Origin of the sequence: Meishania litoralis, assembly GCF_042611095.1 — a bacterium.
GTDB classification, from domain to species: domain Bacteria; phylum Bacteroidota; class Bacteroidia; order Flavobacteriales; family Flavobacteriaceae; genus Meishania; species Meishania litoralis.
In genome coordinates this window covers 1,293,793-1,309,620 of record NZ_JBHFPV010000001.1, presented here as the reverse complement: position 1 = coordinate 1,309,620, position 15,828 = coordinate 1,293,793, and the positions used below count along the sequence as shown (strand labels likewise).

At 42.2% G+C, this 15,828-nt stretch carries 17 protein-coding genes; 9 read left to right on the top strand and 8 right to left on the bottom strand.

Going from position 1 to position 15,828, the window contains the following annotated elements; translation table 11 throughout:
* Window positions 1-100 precede the first annotated feature (100 nt).
* The 4 genes from ACEZ3G_RS05880 (at window position 101) to ACEZ3G_RS05865 (ending at window position 2,815) form a co-directional block, all read left to right on the top strand.
* Window positions 101-802 (top strand): CoA transferase subunit A, encoded by a 702-nt coding sequence (locus ACEZ3G_RS05880; protein ID WP_432424517.1) that lies wholly within the window; start codon window positions 101-103, stop codon window positions 800-802.
* Between the two features lie 15 nt (window positions 803-817).
* Window positions 818-1,171 carry a four helix bundle protein gene (locus tag ACEZ3G_RS05875; protein WP_432424516.1) on the top strand — a complete coding sequence of 118 codons (354 nt, stop codon included), beginning with the start codon at window positions 818-820 and terminating at the stop codon, window positions 1,169-1,171.
* Window positions 1,172-1,207: 36 nt separating this feature from the next.
* A complete protein-coding gene (locus ACEZ3G_RS05870) occupies window positions 1,208-1,861 on the top strand; it encodes a 3-oxoacid CoA-transferase subunit B (RefSeq protein ID WP_432424515.1) in 654 nt (217 codons plus the stop codon).
* 417 nt (window positions 1,862-2,278) lie between these two features.
* Complete coding sequence (locus ACEZ3G_RS05865) at window positions 2,279-2,815, top strand: GNAT family N-acetyltransferase (RefSeq protein ID WP_432424514.1); 537 nt, start codon at window positions 2,279-2,281, stop codon at window positions 2,813-2,815.
* On the opposite strand, the gene ACEZ3G_RS05860 is transcribed toward ACEZ3G_RS05865, so the two are convergent.
* Complete coding sequence (locus ACEZ3G_RS05860; RefSeq protein ID WP_432424513.1) at window positions 2,804-3,931, bottom strand: hypothetical protein; 1,128 nt, start codon at window positions 3,929-3,931, stop codon at window positions 2,804-2,806. The two genes, ACEZ3G_RS05865 and ACEZ3G_RS05860, sit on opposite strands and share 12 nt — an antisense overlap.
* Window positions 3,932-4,146: 215 nt before the next feature.
* On the opposite strand from ACEZ3G_RS05860, the gene ACEZ3G_RS05855 reads away from it, so the two are divergent.
* On the top strand, window positions 4,147-5,301 hold the full coding sequence (locus ACEZ3G_RS05855; protein ID WP_432424512.1) for a serine hydrolase domain-containing protein: 1,155 nt from the start codon (window positions 4,147-4,149) through the stop codon (window positions 5,299-5,301).
* A 3-nt stretch (window positions 5,302-5,304) separates the two neighbouring features.
* Here ACEZ3G_RS05855 and ACEZ3G_RS05850 read toward each other — a convergent pair whose 3' ends face one another.
* Together ACEZ3G_RS05850 and ACEZ3G_RS05845 are read right to left on the bottom strand one after the other, a co-directional pair.
* Complete coding sequence (locus ACEZ3G_RS05850; protein WP_432424511.1) at window positions 5,305-6,006, bottom strand: LytR/AlgR family response regulator transcription factor; 702 nt, start codon at window positions 6,004-6,006, stop codon at window positions 5,305-5,307.
* The gene (locus ACEZ3G_RS05845; RefSeq protein ID WP_432425150.1) at window positions 6,003-6,974 is read right to left on the bottom strand and encodes a sensor histidine kinase; all 972 of its coding nucleotides are present in this window, start codon (window positions 6,972-6,974) and stop codon (window positions 6,003-6,005) included. The genes ACEZ3G_RS05850 and ACEZ3G_RS05845 overlap by 4 nt, the downstream gene beginning before the upstream one ends.
* 217 nt (window positions 6,975-7,191) lie before the next feature.
* Here ACEZ3G_RS05845 and ACEZ3G_RS05840 point away from each other — a divergent pair, with 217 nt between their 5' ends.
* Window positions 7,192-7,764, top strand: a complete 573-nt coding sequence (locus ACEZ3G_RS05840) for a thioredoxin family protein (protein WP_432424510.1) — start codon at window positions 7,192-7,194, stop codon at window positions 7,762-7,764.
* Here ACEZ3G_RS05840 and ACEZ3G_RS05835 read toward each other — a convergent pair.
* The 5 genes from ACEZ3G_RS05835 to ACEZ3G_RS05815 form a co-directional block, all read right to left on the bottom strand.
* Complete coding sequence (locus tag ACEZ3G_RS05835) at window positions 7,761-8,918, bottom strand: methionine aminotransferase (protein WP_432424509.1); 1,158 nt, start codon at window positions 8,916-8,918, stop codon at window positions 7,761-7,763. The genes ACEZ3G_RS05840 and ACEZ3G_RS05835 overlap by 4 nt on opposite strands.
* A gap of 38 nt (window positions 8,919-8,956) precedes the next feature.
* A complete protein-coding gene (locus tag ACEZ3G_RS05830; protein ID WP_432424508.1) occupies window positions 8,957-9,436 on the bottom strand; it encodes a very short patch repair endonuclease in 480 nt (159 codons plus the stop codon).
* Window positions 9,437-9,532: 96 nt separating this feature from the next.
* Complete coding sequence (locus tag ACEZ3G_RS05825) at window positions 9,533-10,279, bottom strand: succinate dehydrogenase/fumarate reductase iron-sulfur subunit (RefSeq protein WP_432424507.1); 747 nt, start codon at window positions 10,277-10,279, stop codon at window positions 9,533-9,535.
* A gap of 4 nt (window positions 10,280-10,283) precedes the next feature.
* Window positions 10,284-12,299 (bottom strand): fumarate reductase/succinate dehydrogenase flavoprotein subunit, encoded by a 2,016-nt coding sequence (locus tag ACEZ3G_RS05820; RefSeq protein WP_432424506.1) that lies wholly within the window; start codon window positions 12,297-12,299, stop codon window positions 10,284-10,286.
* 14 nt (window positions 12,300-12,313) lie between these two features.
* On the bottom strand, window positions 12,314-12,991 hold the full coding sequence (locus ACEZ3G_RS05815; RefSeq protein WP_432424505.1) for a succinate dehydrogenase cytochrome b subunit: 678 nt from the start codon (window positions 12,989-12,991) through the stop codon (window positions 12,314-12,316).
* Window positions 12,992-13,201: 210 nt separating this feature from the next.
* Between ACEZ3G_RS05815 and ACEZ3G_RS05810 the strand changes: the two genes are divergently transcribed.
* The 3 genes from ACEZ3G_RS05810 (at window position 13,202) to ACEZ3G_RS05800 (ending at window position 15,807) form a co-directional block, all read left to right on the top strand.
* Entirely contained in the window at window positions 13,202-14,092 is an 891-nt protein-coding gene (locus tag ACEZ3G_RS05810) for a RimK family alpha-L-glutamate ligase (protein WP_432424504.1), read from the top strand.
* On the top strand, window positions 14,070-15,047 hold the full coding sequence (locus tag ACEZ3G_RS05805) for a succinylglutamate desuccinylase/aspartoacylase family protein (RefSeq protein WP_432424503.1): 978 nt from the start codon (window positions 14,070-14,072) through the stop codon (window positions 15,045-15,047). Before ACEZ3G_RS05810 ends, ACEZ3G_RS05805 begins: the two co-directional genes overlap by 23 nt.
* 445 nt (window positions 15,048-15,492) lie before the next feature.
* Window positions 15,493-15,807 (top strand): hypothetical protein, encoded by a 315-nt coding sequence (locus tag ACEZ3G_RS05800; RefSeq protein ID WP_432424502.1) that lies wholly within the window; start codon window positions 15,493-15,495, stop codon window positions 15,805-15,807.
* Window positions 15,808-15,828 lie beyond the last annotated feature (21 nt).

Sequence of the window (15,828 nt, the reverse complement as noted above, 5' to 3'; positions counted from 1 at the left end):
ATAATAACAAACAAGAGAAAGCCCTAGCCGTTGAAAGTTGGGGCTTTCTTATATAAAGACGTAAATTAGGGCAGTATTAATATAGAAATGATAATGCGGGATGATTAAAAAAACAGTCGAAAATGTAACAATTGCGCTTGAAGGAGTCAAAGATGGAATGACCTTTATGTTAGGGGGCTTTGGGCTTTGCGGAATTCCAGAAAATGCCATTGCCGAATTGGTGAGGTTGATGGTTACCGATATTACCTGTATTTCCAATAATGCCGGAGTGGATGATTTTGGCTTGGGACTATTGCTAAAAAAGCGCCAGATCAAGAAAATGATTTCATCATACGTTGGTGAAAATGATGAATTTGAGCGTCAAATGTTGAGCGGTGAGCTAGAGGTTGAACTGACCCCTCAAGGAACCTTGGCAGAAAAATGCAGGGCCGCTCAGGCTGGATTCCCGGCCTTTTATACCCCTGCCGGTTATGGAACCGAAGTGGCCGAAGGAAAAGAAATACGTGAATTCAATGGTAAGATGTACGTTTTGGAACATGCATACAAGGCTGATTTTGCCTTTGTCAAAGCTTGGAAAGGCGATGAGGCGGGAAATTTGATCTTCAAGGGTACGGCACGTAATTTCAATCCCTGTATGTGCGGTGCGGCCAAGATTACGGTAGCCGAAGTAGAGCAATTGGTTCCGGCTGGGGAGCTAGACCCCAATGAAATCCATGTTCCAGGAATTTTTGTTCAACGAATCTTTCAGGGAACAAACTATGAGAAACGAATAGAGCAATTGACCGTTAGGAAAACGACATGATTTGGAAATTTGAAAATGAGGAATGATAAGAAAAACTTAATTGTTGATTTGACTTTTGATTTTTCGATTAAGATAATCGAGTATGCAGAATCTTTAAGAGATATTAATAAGTATGAAATGTCATCGCAAATTTTTAGGAGCGGCACTTCAATTGGGTCCAATATTAAGGAGGCTCAAAACGCTGAGAGTAAAGCGGATTTCATACATAAGTTTAAAATTGCTGCTAAAGAAGCAGATGAAGTTGAGTATTGGCTAAAATTGTGCGAGAGATCCCCTTTTTATCCCAGTCCAAGCGCGGAATTGCAAAAACAGATAAGTTCAATAATATTAGTTGTATCAAAAATCATATCTTCAAGTAAAAAGAAATGATTATCAAATTTTTCAAATCAGCGAATTTTCATAATTATGCTTGATAAAAACGGAATAGCAAAACGTATCGCCAAGGAGGTCAAAGACGGGTACTATGTAAACCTGGGCATCGGCATACCTACCCTGGTCGCCAATTTTGTGCGTGACGACATCAGTGTGGAATTTCAAAGTGAAAACGGGGTTTTGGGCATGGGTCCTTTTCCATTTGAAGGTGAGGAAGATGCCGATATCATAAATGCCGGAAAGCAAACGATAACAACGCTGCCAGGGGCATCATTCTTCGATTCGGCAACCAGCTTCGGAATGATTCGTGGAAAACATGTAGACCTTACCATTTTGGGAGCTATGGAGGTTGCCGAGAACGGAGATATTGCCAATTGGAAAATTCCCGGAAAAATGGTCAAGGGTATGGGCGGGGCCATGGATCTTGTTGCATCCGCTGAAAATATTATCGTTGCCATGATGCATACCAATAGGGCTGGTGCATCAAAATTGCTTAAGAGGTGCTCGCTACCCCTGACAGGGGTGGGCTGTGTAAAAAAAATCGTGACCAATCTAGCCGTACTCGAGGTTACTCCCGATGGATTTCTTTTACTGGAACGCGCGCCAGGAGTATCGGTAGAGGAAATTGAAAAAGCGACCGAGGGCACCCTTGTAGTACAGGGAGACATTCCTGAAATGGCCATTTAGGTGGGTATTAGACAATCAGCGTTTATAGGTTTTCTCGATGCAGATAGGTGCTTGAAGTGCATTTAGCCGATGTTCTTTATCGTAGAAATTGACCGTTCATATTTTTCACAACATTATAGAGGTGCTTCACAACAATAATTTAGTCCGTTGACAAGTAAGTGCTAATTTTACGATGTAATTGAAAGTTAGCCCCCAAATCTAACCTAACAAAACCCACGATTATGGACGCCCAAATGAACCATGCACCCGCACAAAAAGAAATACAGGTTTATAAGAACGATTTCTTTAGCGGTATTGTAATGCTTACGCGAAAACTGTTTATGCTATAGCGTAGCTACAAGAATTTTAAAAAAAGCCATGTTCCCCAAAGCATGGCTTTTTTGTTTTTAATATTTTTAGAGTTCATCTATCAGCATCATGCAACTACGACTTGAACAGTGTTCCCACGAATCTTTAAGTGATTTGGTAAAGATTTCGCGAAAGACGTTTGTCGAGGCCTTTGAAAAGGATAATAAACCCGAAGATTTCAATAACTACGTCAATAGGGCCTTTGATCGCGAAAACCTGAAAAAGCAACTTTCAAATAAAGACTCTTATTTCTATTTTGTTTATTTGGACTGGTCTCAAGTAGGATATTTCAAGTTGAACCTTAAGCAGGCGCAGACCGATTTAAAACGACCTGAATCCATCGAACTGGAACGTATTTATGTTCTCAAGGAATTTCAGAACAGAAAAATAGGCCGTTGGATATTGCAAGAAGCGATTAAAATTGCACAAGAAATGCAAAAAGAATTCCTTTGGCTCGGGGTGTGGGAAAAGAATGAGAGGGCTATCTCTTTTTACGAAAAAAATGGATTTTCAAAATTTGGAATGCACCCATACTACATCGGAAGTGACAAACAGATGGATTGGTTGATGCGTTTTGATTTAATGACTCCTGAATCAATTCTCTGAATAAATGTAAACTTCAGGATAAAAAGGCTTTCCATTTTCCAAGATTACCCGATTATTTAAAAGTATACCGGCCAACAAAACTTTATTAAATGTATTTGCGTTTGGGGTATAATGCTCCTCCAAAAGTTTTTGAAAATTTTCATCAAATCTTCCTAGGTTTAACTGTGCACCTTGACTGATAGGGGTTCTCCCGTATTGTGCGTAGCCAGATGGGTCGCTCGTTCCATTTAGATAACCTGTTCCCATCATGTTCTTTTTATCGTCCCAAACGATGTCCCTATATGTAGATATTATTCCTGGTAGCAGCCATTCTTTTTGAGTATGCCAATACATTTTATTTTCAATGGCATTGGTAATAAAACTAACTACGTCGCTAAAATGCCCTCCATCAGTAGTACCGGTAGCTTCCAGAGACCAATTCGGGGAAAAATCCAAGGCGCCTTTTTTTCCCACATTGGGCTTGAATCGGTTTAAAATATGCTGTCCGTTTTGCGCCTTTCCTGAAATACCCTTATAACTGATGTTTTCAAATGTGATTAGATATTTTGGTTCGGAAGTTATTAGATACAGTTCCATTGCAATTCGACCCCAATGGCTGGTCATATATGGGTTTTCACGATATATGTAGTATTGTATACCTTGGTTTTCATACCTATCCCAGATGTTTTTTATTGCCCAATTCAGGTTGTCTTCATACCAATTCAAATTCTCTTTTTTAAGATTCGGGCTTTGTTCGATAATTCTATAAAATGTAAAAACAAAGCGCCACAGATAACTGTCAAATAAAGTTGCCCCGTTCTCTTTATAATATTGATCTCCTGCGGGCCATCCTCGAAAATCTTTACTTATACCCTTAAGATTTTTGGCCGAGGACCTTAACGAATTAATTATCTGTTGAAGGTCATCAAAAAACTCAGGATCTCCGGTTGCTTGCCATGCTTGAAGAAGACCTTCAAACGACCACGCCATGTAGTAATGTCCTTGTCCATTTTTCGAATTGTAATAGTTGTCCTTGGCATATGCAAAGAGCAATTTTCTCCCTGTTTCTTGGGTATACGCTTGATTAAATTCTTTGGTCAATTGTTCAACCGTTTTTTGGGCATGTACTTTTCTCATACCAATTGGCAAAAGGCAAAACGCGCAAAGAAAAAGTATATACTGATTTATTTTCATGATATTTTGTCGACAATATTTTTAAATCAATAACTCTGCCATATAAATAACGGGAATGTAACTTTGGAATGAATGTTCACATAAATTTCTTACTTTGAACATTTGACAGTAATTACTTTAAAATCCGAATGGTTGCCAATAGTTAAATTTATGGAAAGATGAGATTATCAACAATCAGTTATTTTTTTTTGATAGGTGTGAACCTTTTAATGTCCCAAACCGATTATTACTTCCCTGAGCGAAATAGCGAATGGCAACATAAACAACCGACCGACTTTAAAATCGATTCTGAAGCATTACAGGCAGCGGTTGACTATGCTGAAGCAAATGAATATTCGGGGTCACGCGACTTGCGTATTGCAATTCTTAAAGGATTTGAGCGCGAGCCTTTTCACAAGATATTGGGGCCGACCAAAAAACGTGGCGGACCCGCCGGGATGATTCTGAAAAATGGTTATGTCATCGCCCAATGGGGCGATACCAAAAGGGTCGATATGACCTTTAGCGTAACCAAGAGCTTTTTAAGTACAATGGCCGGACTGGCAGAAGACCGAGGACTTATTGCCAACACGCATGATAAAGTAGCCGATTATGTTTGGGACGGCACTTTTGACGGAGCCCATAATTCAAAGATTACCTGGGAACATTTGCTGCAACAGAATTCGGCCTGGTCGGGTGAACTATGGGGCGGTAAAGATTGGGCCGATCGTCCTCCAAGAGTAGGTGGAATAGACGATTGGAAATTTGAAAAACCCAAAGAACCCGGCTCTGTGATGGAATATAATGATGTGCGTGTAAATGTTTTGGCCTATGCCCTTACCCATGTTTGGCGTAAACCGATGCCAATGGTCTTGAAAGAAAACATAATGGACAAAATCGGAGCTTCGACTACTTGGCGCTGGCACGGTTATGATCATGCCTGGGTCGAAATCGATGGCATTCGAATGAAATCGGTCACCGGCGGTGGTCATTCTGGAGCCGGACTCTTTATCAACACCGAGGACATGGCCCGGTTCGGTCTTCTATTCCTGAATAATGGTAAATGGAAAAAGGAGCAATTGATCAGTGAATCATGGATCAAAAAAGTAATCGAACCCTCAAAACCGAATATCAATTATGGTTATATGTGGTGGCTCAACAAAAAAGGCGACCGCCATTGGGAAGGACTTTCAGAAGACATCTACTATGCGGCAGGTTTTGGGGGCAACTTTATTGTAATAGATAAAGAAAATGACCTGGTAGTCGTCACGCGGTGGTTGGAACCCAATAAAATAGAAGAGTTTATGACCAAGGTAAATAAGGCCTTGAAATAAGCTTCAATCGAGTTTTAACTTCTTCAAGAATCTTGATTTATGGATCCGACCGATCGGAATTTTTCCCGCTTGGATGAAAACAATATTGCCGACAATCTTTTCAATTTCACGATAATTGATGACGTACGATTTATGAACTTGTACGAAATGTGTTTCAGGTAATTTTTGGATCCAGTTTTTAAGGGAGTCCAAGTACGAATACTTTCCATTTTTGGTGACCACCGTCACATAGTTTTTGTCAGATTCGACGTAAAGAATATCAAGAACATTGATTTTGTGCAAAGTCTTGTCAATGTTCAGAAAAATCGATTCATACGAACTTTCGTTACTTTCGATGTTATCAACTATGGCATTTTCAAGTTTTTTTACCTTGTTGATGGCCTTCAAAAAACGTTCAAAAGAAAACGGTTTGACCAGATAATCGCAAATGGTATCCAATTCGAAACTTTCGACGGCATGTTCGTGATAGGCGGTCGTCATTATAATGGCAGGGGGCTTTGGCAAAGTCTTTATGTATTGAATTCCCGAAATATCGGGAAGGTTGATGTCCAGAAAAACTAGATCTATGCCAGTATTCCGTAAGGTCGGATTCGCTTCCAAGGCAGATTGATAACTTCCCGTTAATTGCAATTCCGGAATCTTGGAGATATAGTTCAACAATATCCGCTGGGCCGGAATTTCATCTTCGATGATAATACACTTCATGACAATTCCAATTTAAGGCGGACATGGAATTTTCCATCTGCCGTAATTTTCAGTCCGTGTTTGTTCTTATACAACAGGGATAAACGTTTTTTGAGATTTTCTAACCCTATTTTGGGTTTCCCATTTTCAGTGACGGTAGTTTTTATATGATTGCTGCAATCACACTGCAAAATGGAATTCTTTACCTGTATGGCTACTTCGACTTTGCTGTTTGCTGTACTATGTTTAAAGGCATTCTCGATCAACGTAATGAGCAAAAGGGGCGCAATTTCAAAGCCGTAATTTTCAATCTCTTTTTTATAGACGACTTCATTGATGTTCTCGGTCCTTATTTTTTGAAATGCGATGTAGTTGTCGATGTATTCCAGTTCTTTTTCCAAAGGCACTTTTGGGGCACTGCTTTCATAGAGTACATGCTTTAGATTGTCTGAGAGCATCAAGATAAGATTCGGGGTTTCTTGCGGTTTCTCCAAGGCATACGAGTAAACGGTATTGAGATTGTTGAAAAGTACGTGTGGATCGATCTGTGACTTTAAAAACTGTAGTTCCATTTCGGTATGTTCTTTCTTGATGAGTTCGATTTCGTCCTGTTTTTCCAAAAAGCGGAACAACATCCAAATAAAGGAAAAGAATGCCAACGGCACCAAGGTCTGCCATAGATAATCAGACAAACATTTTATGATCGAACAGCCACATTGCGCAAAATAATTGCAGTACAATTGAGTGGCCCAAAAAGCGATAAGCCCAATGAGTAAGGTATATGATAAATACATTTTCCGTTTGATAAAAAATGGAAGCAGCACTTCGTTGTTCACATACACGAGTACCAAAAGAATGAAGAAATATTGTAGAAAAGGGTTTTCCTTCCAGTGGTATTCAGGAAAGACAAAGAGCGAAATAAATATGAACAACGCCCAAAATAAAAGATGGATCAAGACTTTGGTAACCCGATGGCTCAAGATATTCATTGGCACAAAATAGGTTTAAAAAATACCAATAATAAAACGAGAGGTCAAAAAAAATGTATGAACATAGGTTTGGTCGATACGAACGACCAGAAATGGCCGATTGACCGAATATACCTGACACCAGACGTTTCGCATCTTCTTTTTAAGCGATGGCACAGTATATTTAATTTGGAGAGGCAGGAGCCCTAGGTTTGGACAAAATCCAAAAAACAGCACCATGGCCCAACGAACCGCTTATTCCATCTTACTTTTACTGTTAATATTTCATTCTTCATTAGCACAGGAAATCAACCGAACCAAGACCGATGCAAGGGGCAATGAAATGCTTTTGGGAAAAATTGATAAAAGCGGTTTGACCCAAGGCGGTTATAAAGCTTGGTTCGAAAAACAGTTCGAGTCGTATGCGGTAGATCCGCAACCCATTAAATCAATCAAAAACGAACTGAACCAACATAACATTACCATATTTATGGGTACGTGGTGCGGTGATAGCCGACGTGAGGTGCCACGGTTTCTTAAAATTTTGGAAACGGCCGATTACCCTATGGATCGACTTACTATAGTAGCTTTGGACTACGAGAAGGACCAGTACAAGAAAAGTCCGGGCGGGGAAGAAAAAGGCCTGAACATCATAAAAGTGCCCACCTTTATTTTTTATAAAAATGGCAAGGCCGTAAACCGGATCGTTGAATCGCCCGTCGAGTCTTTGGAAAAGGACATGGCGGCAATTCTCCTAGGGAAAGTATACGTGCCAAATTATGGCCAGATCCCCAAACTACCTGTTGACTAAAGCGCATTTAATATTTCTGCGGCCTGTTCCAAAGTCTCTTTTTTCTTGGCAAAACAAAAACGTAACACTCCATCTTGACGGTTATTAAGATTGAATGAAGAAATGGCAATGCTGGCCAATTTGTGGTCGACTATCAAACGTTTGGCAAGGTCTTCATCATCTTCATCGGTAATTGCGGTATAATCCAGCAATTGAAAATATGTACCTTGGGTAGGCGTAAATTTGAATCTTGAACTCTCAAGGCGCGACAGAAAGAAATCACGCTTTTCTTGATAGAAATTATTGAGCTTAAGATAATGTTCTTCGTTTTTGAGGTATTCGGCCATGGCCCTTTGGGTAGGGTGATCCGCACAGAAAACCGCAAATTGATGGGTCTTGACAAACTCGCTCATAAGTTCTGAGGGAGCGGCACAATAGCCCATTTTCCAACCGGTCACGTGAAAGGTTTTTCCAAAGGAGGCACAAACAAAACTACGGGAAGCCAAATCATTAAAACGGGAAACACTCTGATGCTCCTGTCCGTCGAAGATAATATGTTCGTACACCTCGTCACTGACCAGAATGATATTGGTTGGGCGCAGAATTTCCTGAAGTTGTAACATATCCTCTTTAGCAAGAATATGGCCGCTAGGGTTATGGGGCGTATTGATGACCACCATTCTGGTTCTTGAGGTAATCTTGCCTTTGAATTCTTCCCAATCGATTTTATAGTCCCCTAGCCTTAATTGTATCGGAACGACGATGCCCCCATTGACTTCGATGGCAGGTTCGTAACAATCGTAACAAGGTTTGAGCACGATAACTTCATCGCCCGGATGCACAAATGCCGTAATTGCCGTAAAAATGGCTTGGGTGGCGCCCACAGTGACCGTAATTTCATTTTCTGGATTGTACTTTCTTCCGTGCAGTTTTTCGATCTTATCGGAAATGATTTCCCGGAGGCCGTAATAACCTTGCATAGCGGCGTATTGATTATGGCCCGCTTCCATCGCCTGGGTAACCAGATCCATTAGTTGGGGATCGGCCTCAAAATTTGGAAAACCTTGCGACAGGTCTATGGCATTATGCTTTCTGGCAAGATTGCCGACCGTAGTAAAAATCGTGGTCTTGACATTGGGAAGTTTTGATGTGAAGTGCTTTAGCAAAGCCAACATGTTTTTATATGTGGCAATAAAAGTAGTGAAATAATACCTCAGCCCTTCGAAAATTGTTCTTCCAAATGAGAAACAACTTCCCTTAAACAGCGATCAAGTTCTTTTTTGATCTCTCTTTCCCAAAACCTGAAAACCCGATAGCCCAATCGTTCCAATTCGATATTTACTTCTCGGTCGCGTTGCATATTGCGTTCGATTTTGGCAATCCAGAATTCTCTGTTGGTCTTGATCTTATGTTTTCGCTCCTCCCAATTATGGCCATGCCAGTATTCCCCATCGATAAAGATGGCCGTCTTATATTTTTTAAGAACGATATCGGGTTTACCAATGAGTTTTTTATAGTCGATGCGATAGCGATAACCCGTTTTCCAGAGCGCTTTTCGAAATATGAGTTCGGGTTTGGTGTTCTTGCCCCGTATCTTGCCCATGATTCTTGAACGTTCCGGTGTGGTGTAGAATCCTGATTCTTCGTTGAAGCGGGGTACGATTATGCGTTCTTCGGAATATTTTTTGGGCATATTCCAATATACTAAAAACAAGGCTGTCTAAAAGGTCATTTATTTACATTACTATCGCTTATCAATTTCACCGATAGTGCAGGTACGGACACGATTTCAATTATTCACTGCGGCCTTCATTAGCTCCCTGTTCATTCTTGCGATATTTTCCAATGAAATGCCTTTGGGGCACTCAACCTCGCAAGCTCCGGTGTTTGTACAGTTGCCAAAACCTTCGAGATCCATTTGGGCGACCATGTTGCGAACGCGATCCGCGGCTTCTACCTGCCCTTGTGGCAATAACGCATACTGTGAAACTTTGGCACCTACGAAAAGCATTGCCGATGAATTCTTACAACTTGCGACACAGGCACCACAACCGATACAGGTGGCGGCATCCATGGCCTCGTCGGCCGCATGTTTCGATATGGGAATGGCATTGGCATCTTGCGTGTTGCCCGAAGTATTTACCGAGATGAATGCCCCGGCTTGTTGAATCCGGTCGAAAGCGGTTCGATCTACCACAAGGTCTTTGATGACCGGAAAGGCCTTTGCCCGAAACGGCTCTATTGTAATGGTATCGCCATCATTGAACATGCGCATATGCAATTGGCATGTGGTAATACCGCGATCGGGGCCATGTGCCTCGCCATTGATATACATCGAACACATGCCGCAAATACCTTCACGGCAGTCATGGTCAAAAGCAACGGGATCTTCACCTTTGCCGACAAGTTGCTCGTTGAGCACATCCATCATTTCCAAAAACGACATATGCTCCGAAATATCCTTGACTTGGTAGTCTACCATTTTACCTTTGGTGCCGGCATCTTTTTGACGCCAAATTTTCAACGTTAGCTTCATAAAACTATTTATAAGATCGTTGTTTCAACTCAATGTCTTTGAATTCCAATTGCTCTTTGTGCAATACGGCCTCCGAGGGCTCTCCCTTATATTCCCAAGCCGCGACAAAGGCATAATCTTTGTCATTTCGTTTGGCCTCTCCTTTTTGTTCGCCATCCAGTTCGACCGATTCTTCCCTGAAATGACCACCACATGATTCCTCGCGCATCAAAGCGTCTTTGGCAAAAAGCTCGCCAAGCTCCAAGAAGTCGGCCACTCTGCCGGCTTTTTCCAGTTCAGGGTTCAATTCGTTTGCATTTCCGGTCACTTTTACGTTTTTCCAGAATTCTTCACGAAGGGCCTTGATTTCGTTTATGGCTTCCTTCAGACCGGTGGCGTTTCGCGACATCCCTACCTTGTCCCACATTATTTTGCCCAAAAGCTTATGATAATGATCAACGGAATATTCGCCATTGTTATTGAGAAAGAAATCGATACGCCCCTTCACTTCTTTTTCGGCCTGCTCGAATTCTTCGGTATCGGTGGAAATCGGCCCTGTTCGTATATCGTGCGACAGGTAATCGCCGATAGTGTAGGGCAGTACAAAATAGCCATCGGCAAGACCTTGCATCAATGCCGAGGCCCCCAATCGGTTGGCACCGTGATCGGAGAAGTTCGCTTCGCCGATACAATAGAGCCCAGGTACGGTGGTCATCAGATTATAATCGACCCAAATGCCTCCCATAGTGTAGTGGGTCGCCGGGTAGATCATCATGGGCGTTTTATACGGATTTTCATCCACGATTTTTTCATACATCTGAAACAGGTTGCCATACTTTGCCTCGATAACGGCTTCGCCCAATTCGGTGATTTTTTCTTTTGAAGGATTATCGATACCGTGAATTTTGGCCTGTTCGGTGCCATACCGTTCGATGGCCGATTTAAAATCTAGATAGACCGCTTCGCCGGTCTGATTGACTCCGAAACCGGCATCACATCGTTCCTTGGCGGCTCTCGAAGCTACATCGCGGGGAACAAGGTTTCCGAAAGCGGGGTAACGTCTTTCCAAATAATAATCACGTTCTTCTTCGCCTAGCTGGGTAGGTTTGATCCGCCCCTCCCTTATCGCTATCACATCCTCCATGCGCTTAGGTACCCAGATGCGCCCGTCATTACGCAGCGATTCAGACATCAAGGTCAATTTCGACTGATAATCTCCGGATCTTGGAATACAGGTCGGATGGATCTGCGTATAACAAGGGTTGGCAAAAAACGCCCCTTTTTTATGTATTTTCCATGCTGCCGTGGCGTTGGACCCCATGGCGTTCGTAGACAGAAAATAAACATTTCCATAACCGCCCGAAGCTATTACTACCGCATGTGCCGAATGTCTCTCGATTTCTCCGGTAACGAGATTTCGCGCTATGATACCACGGGCCTTGCCGTCAACTATAACGACATCCAACATTTCGTGGCGGTTGTGCATTTGAATCTTACCTCTTGCAATTTGGCGGTTCATCGCCGAATAGGCCCCTAACAATAACTGTTGCCCGGTCTGACCCTTGGCATAAAACGTCCTTGAAACCAAAACGCCTCCAAAAGAACGGTTATCCAATAATCCTCCATAATCCCGTGCAAAAGGAACTCCTTGTGCAACACATTGGTCGATAATGTTTGCCGAAACTTCGGCTAGCCTATATACGTTCGCTTCGCGCGAACGATAATCGCCACCTTTAACGGTATCATAGAAAAGACGGTACACAGAATCGCCATCTCCTTGGTAGTTTTTTGCGGCATTGATACCTCCTTGGGCAGCTATCGAATGCGCGCGACGGGGAGAATCTTGATAGCAAAATGCTTTTACATTGTAACCCAGTTCTGCCAAAGTAGCGGCCGCGGAACCTCCTGCCAGGCCTGTACCTACGACGATAACATCTATCAATCGCTTATTGGCCGGATTCACAAGATTGATATGGTCTTTATAACTTGTCCATTTATCCTTCAATGGGCCTTTGGGTACTTTTGAGTCCAATACAGACATAAATAAGGTCTTTATTAGTGATTAAAATGATGGTAGAGCGCAATGATAATAAACCCTAATGGGATCAAGACCGAATACGCCATTCCCAATTTTTTCATAATCTTTTTTCTTCCGACCGTGGCACCTATCGATTGAAATGCCGAGGTAAAGCCGTGCATTAAATGCAGTGCCAAAAAGACGAAGGCCAGAACATAGGCCCCCACACGTAAGGGAGATTCGAACTTGTGGTGCAATTCCTCATAATAGCGAAAACCTTCCCCGTTATGCAGCAGCCCTGAGGTGTCTCCGACAATGTATTTGGTGTTTATTTCCGGAAACCAAAAGTCTATAAAGTGAAGTACAATAAATGCGAGTATTGCCAAGCCGCTCCAAATCATATTACGGCTCATCCAACTTGAATTGGCCGCACCTTTGTTCTGCACATATTTTACATCTCTCGCCCCCTTGTTTTTCAATTCGAGCACAAAACCCATTACAAAGTGGAAAACAACCCCAAAGATCAAAACAGGTTGTAATAGGTATTGGATCAACCAATTCGTGCCCATAAAGTGGGAAACTTCGTTAAAACTGTCCGGACTACATACCGAAAGACTGTTAATGATAAAATGTTGAAGTAAAAAAATCATCAAGAAAAAAGCTGAAAGGGCCATGGCAACCTTTCTGCCTATCGAAGATTTAAAAAATCCGCTCATGGTTGGTAAGTTTGAATACAAATTTACGGTATAGACGAGTTCTTAACAAGTTTTTATGCGCTTATGTGCCGTATTTAGAAGGAGTTTGATCAAGGGTCTTGTCAGGGGCAATTTTTCTCATAAAGTGCCAAAAAAATGAACCAAAAAGATAGCCAACCCCATTTTTTACCGATATTCATGGCCAAAAACCGACATTAACCGATTTTAATAATGGACATTGGTCTTCTTTCAGTAAGCATGAACGTATATTCTACGCGTAGAATAGTGGAGGAAGCTGAAAATCTTGGTCATTTTATCGAACAGGTCGATCACACCAAATGTGTCGTCAAACTTGGGAAAGGAAAACCGCAAATTTTCTATCACGGCGATAATATTACCAATGATTTTGATGCCGTAATACCCCGTATAGGCACCAAGGTTACGCGGCATGGCGCCGCAATAGTAAAACAGTTCGAAATGAACGGTGTCTTCAGCACCGCACGTTCACTGAGTATCGCTAGGGCCAGAAACAAAGTGAGGACTTTACAGATCATGGCACGCAAGGGCATTCCTATTCCCGAAACTCTTTTTGCGATCGACCCCGACAACATTAAAGAACAGATCGAGATTTTGGGAGGCCCGCCCGTTATCATAAAGCTTCAAGAAGGCACACAAGGTTTGGGAGTCATTTTGGCCGAGACCAAAAAGTCGGCCAAATCGATAATCGATACTTTTTATAAGATGGATACCAGCATTCTCATTCAAAAATATATCGAGGAAAGCAATGGGGAAGACATACGTATTTTTGTCGTGGGCAATAAGATCGTGGCCAGCATGAAGCGTACGAGCGAATTGGATGAATTTCGTTCGAACGTACATCGTGGCGGTAGTACCGAGAAGGTAACGCTTTCAGCAAAAGAACAATATATCGCCTTGAATGCGGCCAAGCATATTGGACTGGGCGTCGCAGGTGTCGACTTGATCCGTTCAAAAAAAGGGCCCTTGTTGATCGAGGTCAATGCGTCTCCAGGGTTGCAGGGCATAGAAGCGGCCACGGGAGTGAATATTGCCAAGGAGATTATTTTATTCGTTGAACGCAATGGTCGAAAGAGAAGAAAATAGAGCTATCGTTATCGGAGGTGAAACGGTAAGCCCTGGGCAGGAAAAACTTGTCAATATCGCAATCGATCGTTTGCCGACTGGTACGTTGATCGATATTCCGGTGTATGTTTTTAATTCTAAAAAACCTGGGCCCACTTTATTGGTTCAGGCAGGGTTGCACGGCGACGAAATAAATGGAATCGAGATCGTGCGGCGTATGCTGCAGGAAAAAAGGTTCAAGATCGATAGGGGTGCCGTAATAGCCGTGCCGATATTGAACATTTTCGGATTTATCCATTTTTCTAGGGACGTACCCGACGGAAAGGACGTCAATCGTAGTTTTCCCGGCTCCAAAAAAGGCTCAATGGCCAGTAGAATAGCTTATCACTACACTTCGCAAATCCTTCCACAAATAGATTTTGGGATCGATTTGCATACTGGGGGCGCGCAACGACATAATTTTCCTCAGATCCGGTATACCGACGAGGATCCAAAAAGTTTGGAACTGGCAGAGATTTTTAATGCCCCTTTTAGCTTTTCGTCGCGTTTGATACGGGGCTCTTTTCGAAATGCCGCTTATCGTATGGGCAAGCCCACAATTGTCTTCGAAGCCGGTGAGAGTATGCGGTTCGACGATTATTCCATTTTAGAGGGCATGCAGGGCATTTTGAATATCTTAAGGCATTTCAATATGATCGATAAAATCGAGCCCAAGTATGTCGAACGTATGAAAAGTATCCATTTGACGGGTAGGCGCTGGCTTCGTGCACCTACGGCCGGCATGTTCATTCCCAAGGTCACAAACGGCAGCGAATTGAAAAAAGGCGAATTATTGGGAACGGTGACCGATACCTTTGGAAAGAAGACAAAAAAATTAAAAGCCCCCTTTGATGGCTTTGTTTGCTGTATAAACAACCAAGCTGTCGTAAATCAAGGGGATGCTCTATTTCATGTTGGCGGTGAAAAAATTCGATAGACGATTTGCTAGAAGCCTTTGTATTACCCCCATATAAGAGCTGTAAATTGGGTATTTTCAGTATTCAGGGAAGTTATAGAACAGACTATTGGGTTTGTTGACACGAATTGGTTGCCTTTACATTGGAATACACGCGCATTTCACCGATGGTCTAGGTTATAAATCGTAAAAATCAATTTGTTAATTGAAAGCGCTGAAGTTTGAAACCGACTTTGAGGTCGGTTTGGCGCAATGGGGTTGTTTAGGCCTTGGCCATCTACTTTTACCAAAAAAAAGTTGGAAAACTGCGCATGAATGTTATTCTGTAAAGTATATATTGGATGAAAGGAATAAATGTACGGTCAAATATGTTGTTGCCATTTCCATAATAATTGGATTTGGTATTGCATATCAACTTAAAATTTTGTTAATTTATTGATGTATAAACAACTAAACTCGTAAAAAAATGGAGGAGTACTTACCGTTAATCATTCAATTAATTTCTGGTGCCCTAGGGGGCAACGTAGCAGGAAAATTATTAAAAAACCTTTCCCTCGGAACGGTTGGGAATTCGATTTCAGGAATTTTAGGAGGTGGTCTTGGAGGCTATCTTTTGGGTATGTTGGGTATTGGAGCTGGGGGTGATCCTACAGCAGTTGCCGATGCGGCCGGTGGAATGGATCTTTCAAGTATTCTAGGTAGTGTCGCCGGAGGTGGCGTTGGCGGCGGCGTTCTCATGGCTATTATAGGCGCCATAAAAAATGCAATGGGCAAAAGCTAAATTGACCAACTTAAACTAGAA

What these genes read in the sequence shown, in the direction of transcription:
- ACEZ3G_RS05875 (WP_432424516.1), top strand. Translation starts at nt 818, where the DNA reads ATGAGGAATGATAAGAAAAACTTAATTGTTGATTTGACTTTTGATTTT.
- ACEZ3G_RS05825 (WP_432424507.1), bottom strand. Translation starts at nt 10,279, where the DNA reads ATGAAGCTAACGTTGAAAATTTGGCGTCAAAAAGATGCCGGCACCAAA.
- ACEZ3G_RS05830 (WP_432424508.1), bottom strand. Translation starts at nt 9,436, where the DNA reads ATGCCCAAAAAATATTCCGAAGAACGCATAATCGTACCCCGCTTCAAC.
- ACEZ3G_RS05810 (WP_432424504.1), top strand. Translation starts at nt 13,202, where the DNA reads ATGGACATTGGTCTTCTTTCAGTAAGCATGAACGTATATTCTACGCGT.
- ACEZ3G_RS05860 (WP_432424513.1), bottom strand. Translation starts at nt 3,931, where the DNA reads ATGAGAAAAGTACATGCCCAAAAAACGGTTGAACAATTGACCAAAGAA.
- ACEZ3G_RS05845 (WP_432425150.1), bottom strand. Translation starts at nt 6,974, where the DNA reads ATGAATATCTTGAGCCATCGGGTTACCAAAGTCTTGATCCATCTTTTA.
- ACEZ3G_RS05865 (WP_432424514.1), top strand. Translation starts at nt 2,279, where the DNA reads ATGCAACTACGACTTGAACAGTGTTCCCACGAATCTTTAAGTGATTTG.
- ACEZ3G_RS05800 (WP_432424502.1), top strand. Translation starts at nt 15,493, where the DNA reads ATGGAGGAGTACTTACCGTTAATCATTCAATTAATTTCTGGTGCCCTA.
- ACEZ3G_RS05880 (WP_432424517.1), top strand. Translation starts at nt 101, where the DNA reads ATGATTAAAAAAACAGTCGAAAATGTAACAATTGCGCTTGAAGGAGTC.
- ACEZ3G_RS05815 (WP_432424505.1), bottom strand. Translation starts at nt 12,991, where the DNA reads ATGAGCGGATTTTTTAAATCTTCGATAGGCAGAAAGGTTGCCATGGCC.
- ACEZ3G_RS05805 (WP_432424503.1), top strand. Translation starts at nt 14,070, where the DNA reads ATGGTCGAAAGAGAAGAAAATAGAGCTATCGTTATCGGAGGTGAAACG.
- ACEZ3G_RS05855 (WP_432424512.1), top strand. Translation starts at nt 4,147, where the DNA reads ATGAGATTATCAACAATCAGTTATTTTTTTTTGATAGGTGTGAACCTT.
- ACEZ3G_RS05850 (WP_432424511.1), bottom strand. Translation starts at nt 6,006, where the DNA reads ATGAAGTGTATTATCATCGAAGATGAAATTCCGGCCCAGCGGATATTG.
- ACEZ3G_RS05820 (WP_432424506.1), bottom strand. Translation starts at nt 12,299, where the DNA reads ATGTCTGTATTGGACTCAAAAGTACCCAAAGGCCCATTGAAGGATAAA.
- ACEZ3G_RS05870 (WP_432424515.1), top strand. Translation starts at nt 1,208, where the DNA reads ATGCTTGATAAAAACGGAATAGCAAAACGTATCGCCAAGGAGGTCAAA.
- ACEZ3G_RS05835 (WP_432424509.1), bottom strand. Translation starts at nt 8,918, where the DNA reads ATGTTGGCTTTGCTAAAGCACTTCACATCAAAACTTCCCAATGTCAAG.
- ACEZ3G_RS05840 (WP_432424510.1), top strand. Translation starts at nt 7,192, where the DNA reads ATGGCCCAACGAACCGCTTATTCCATCTTACTTTTACTGTTAATATTT.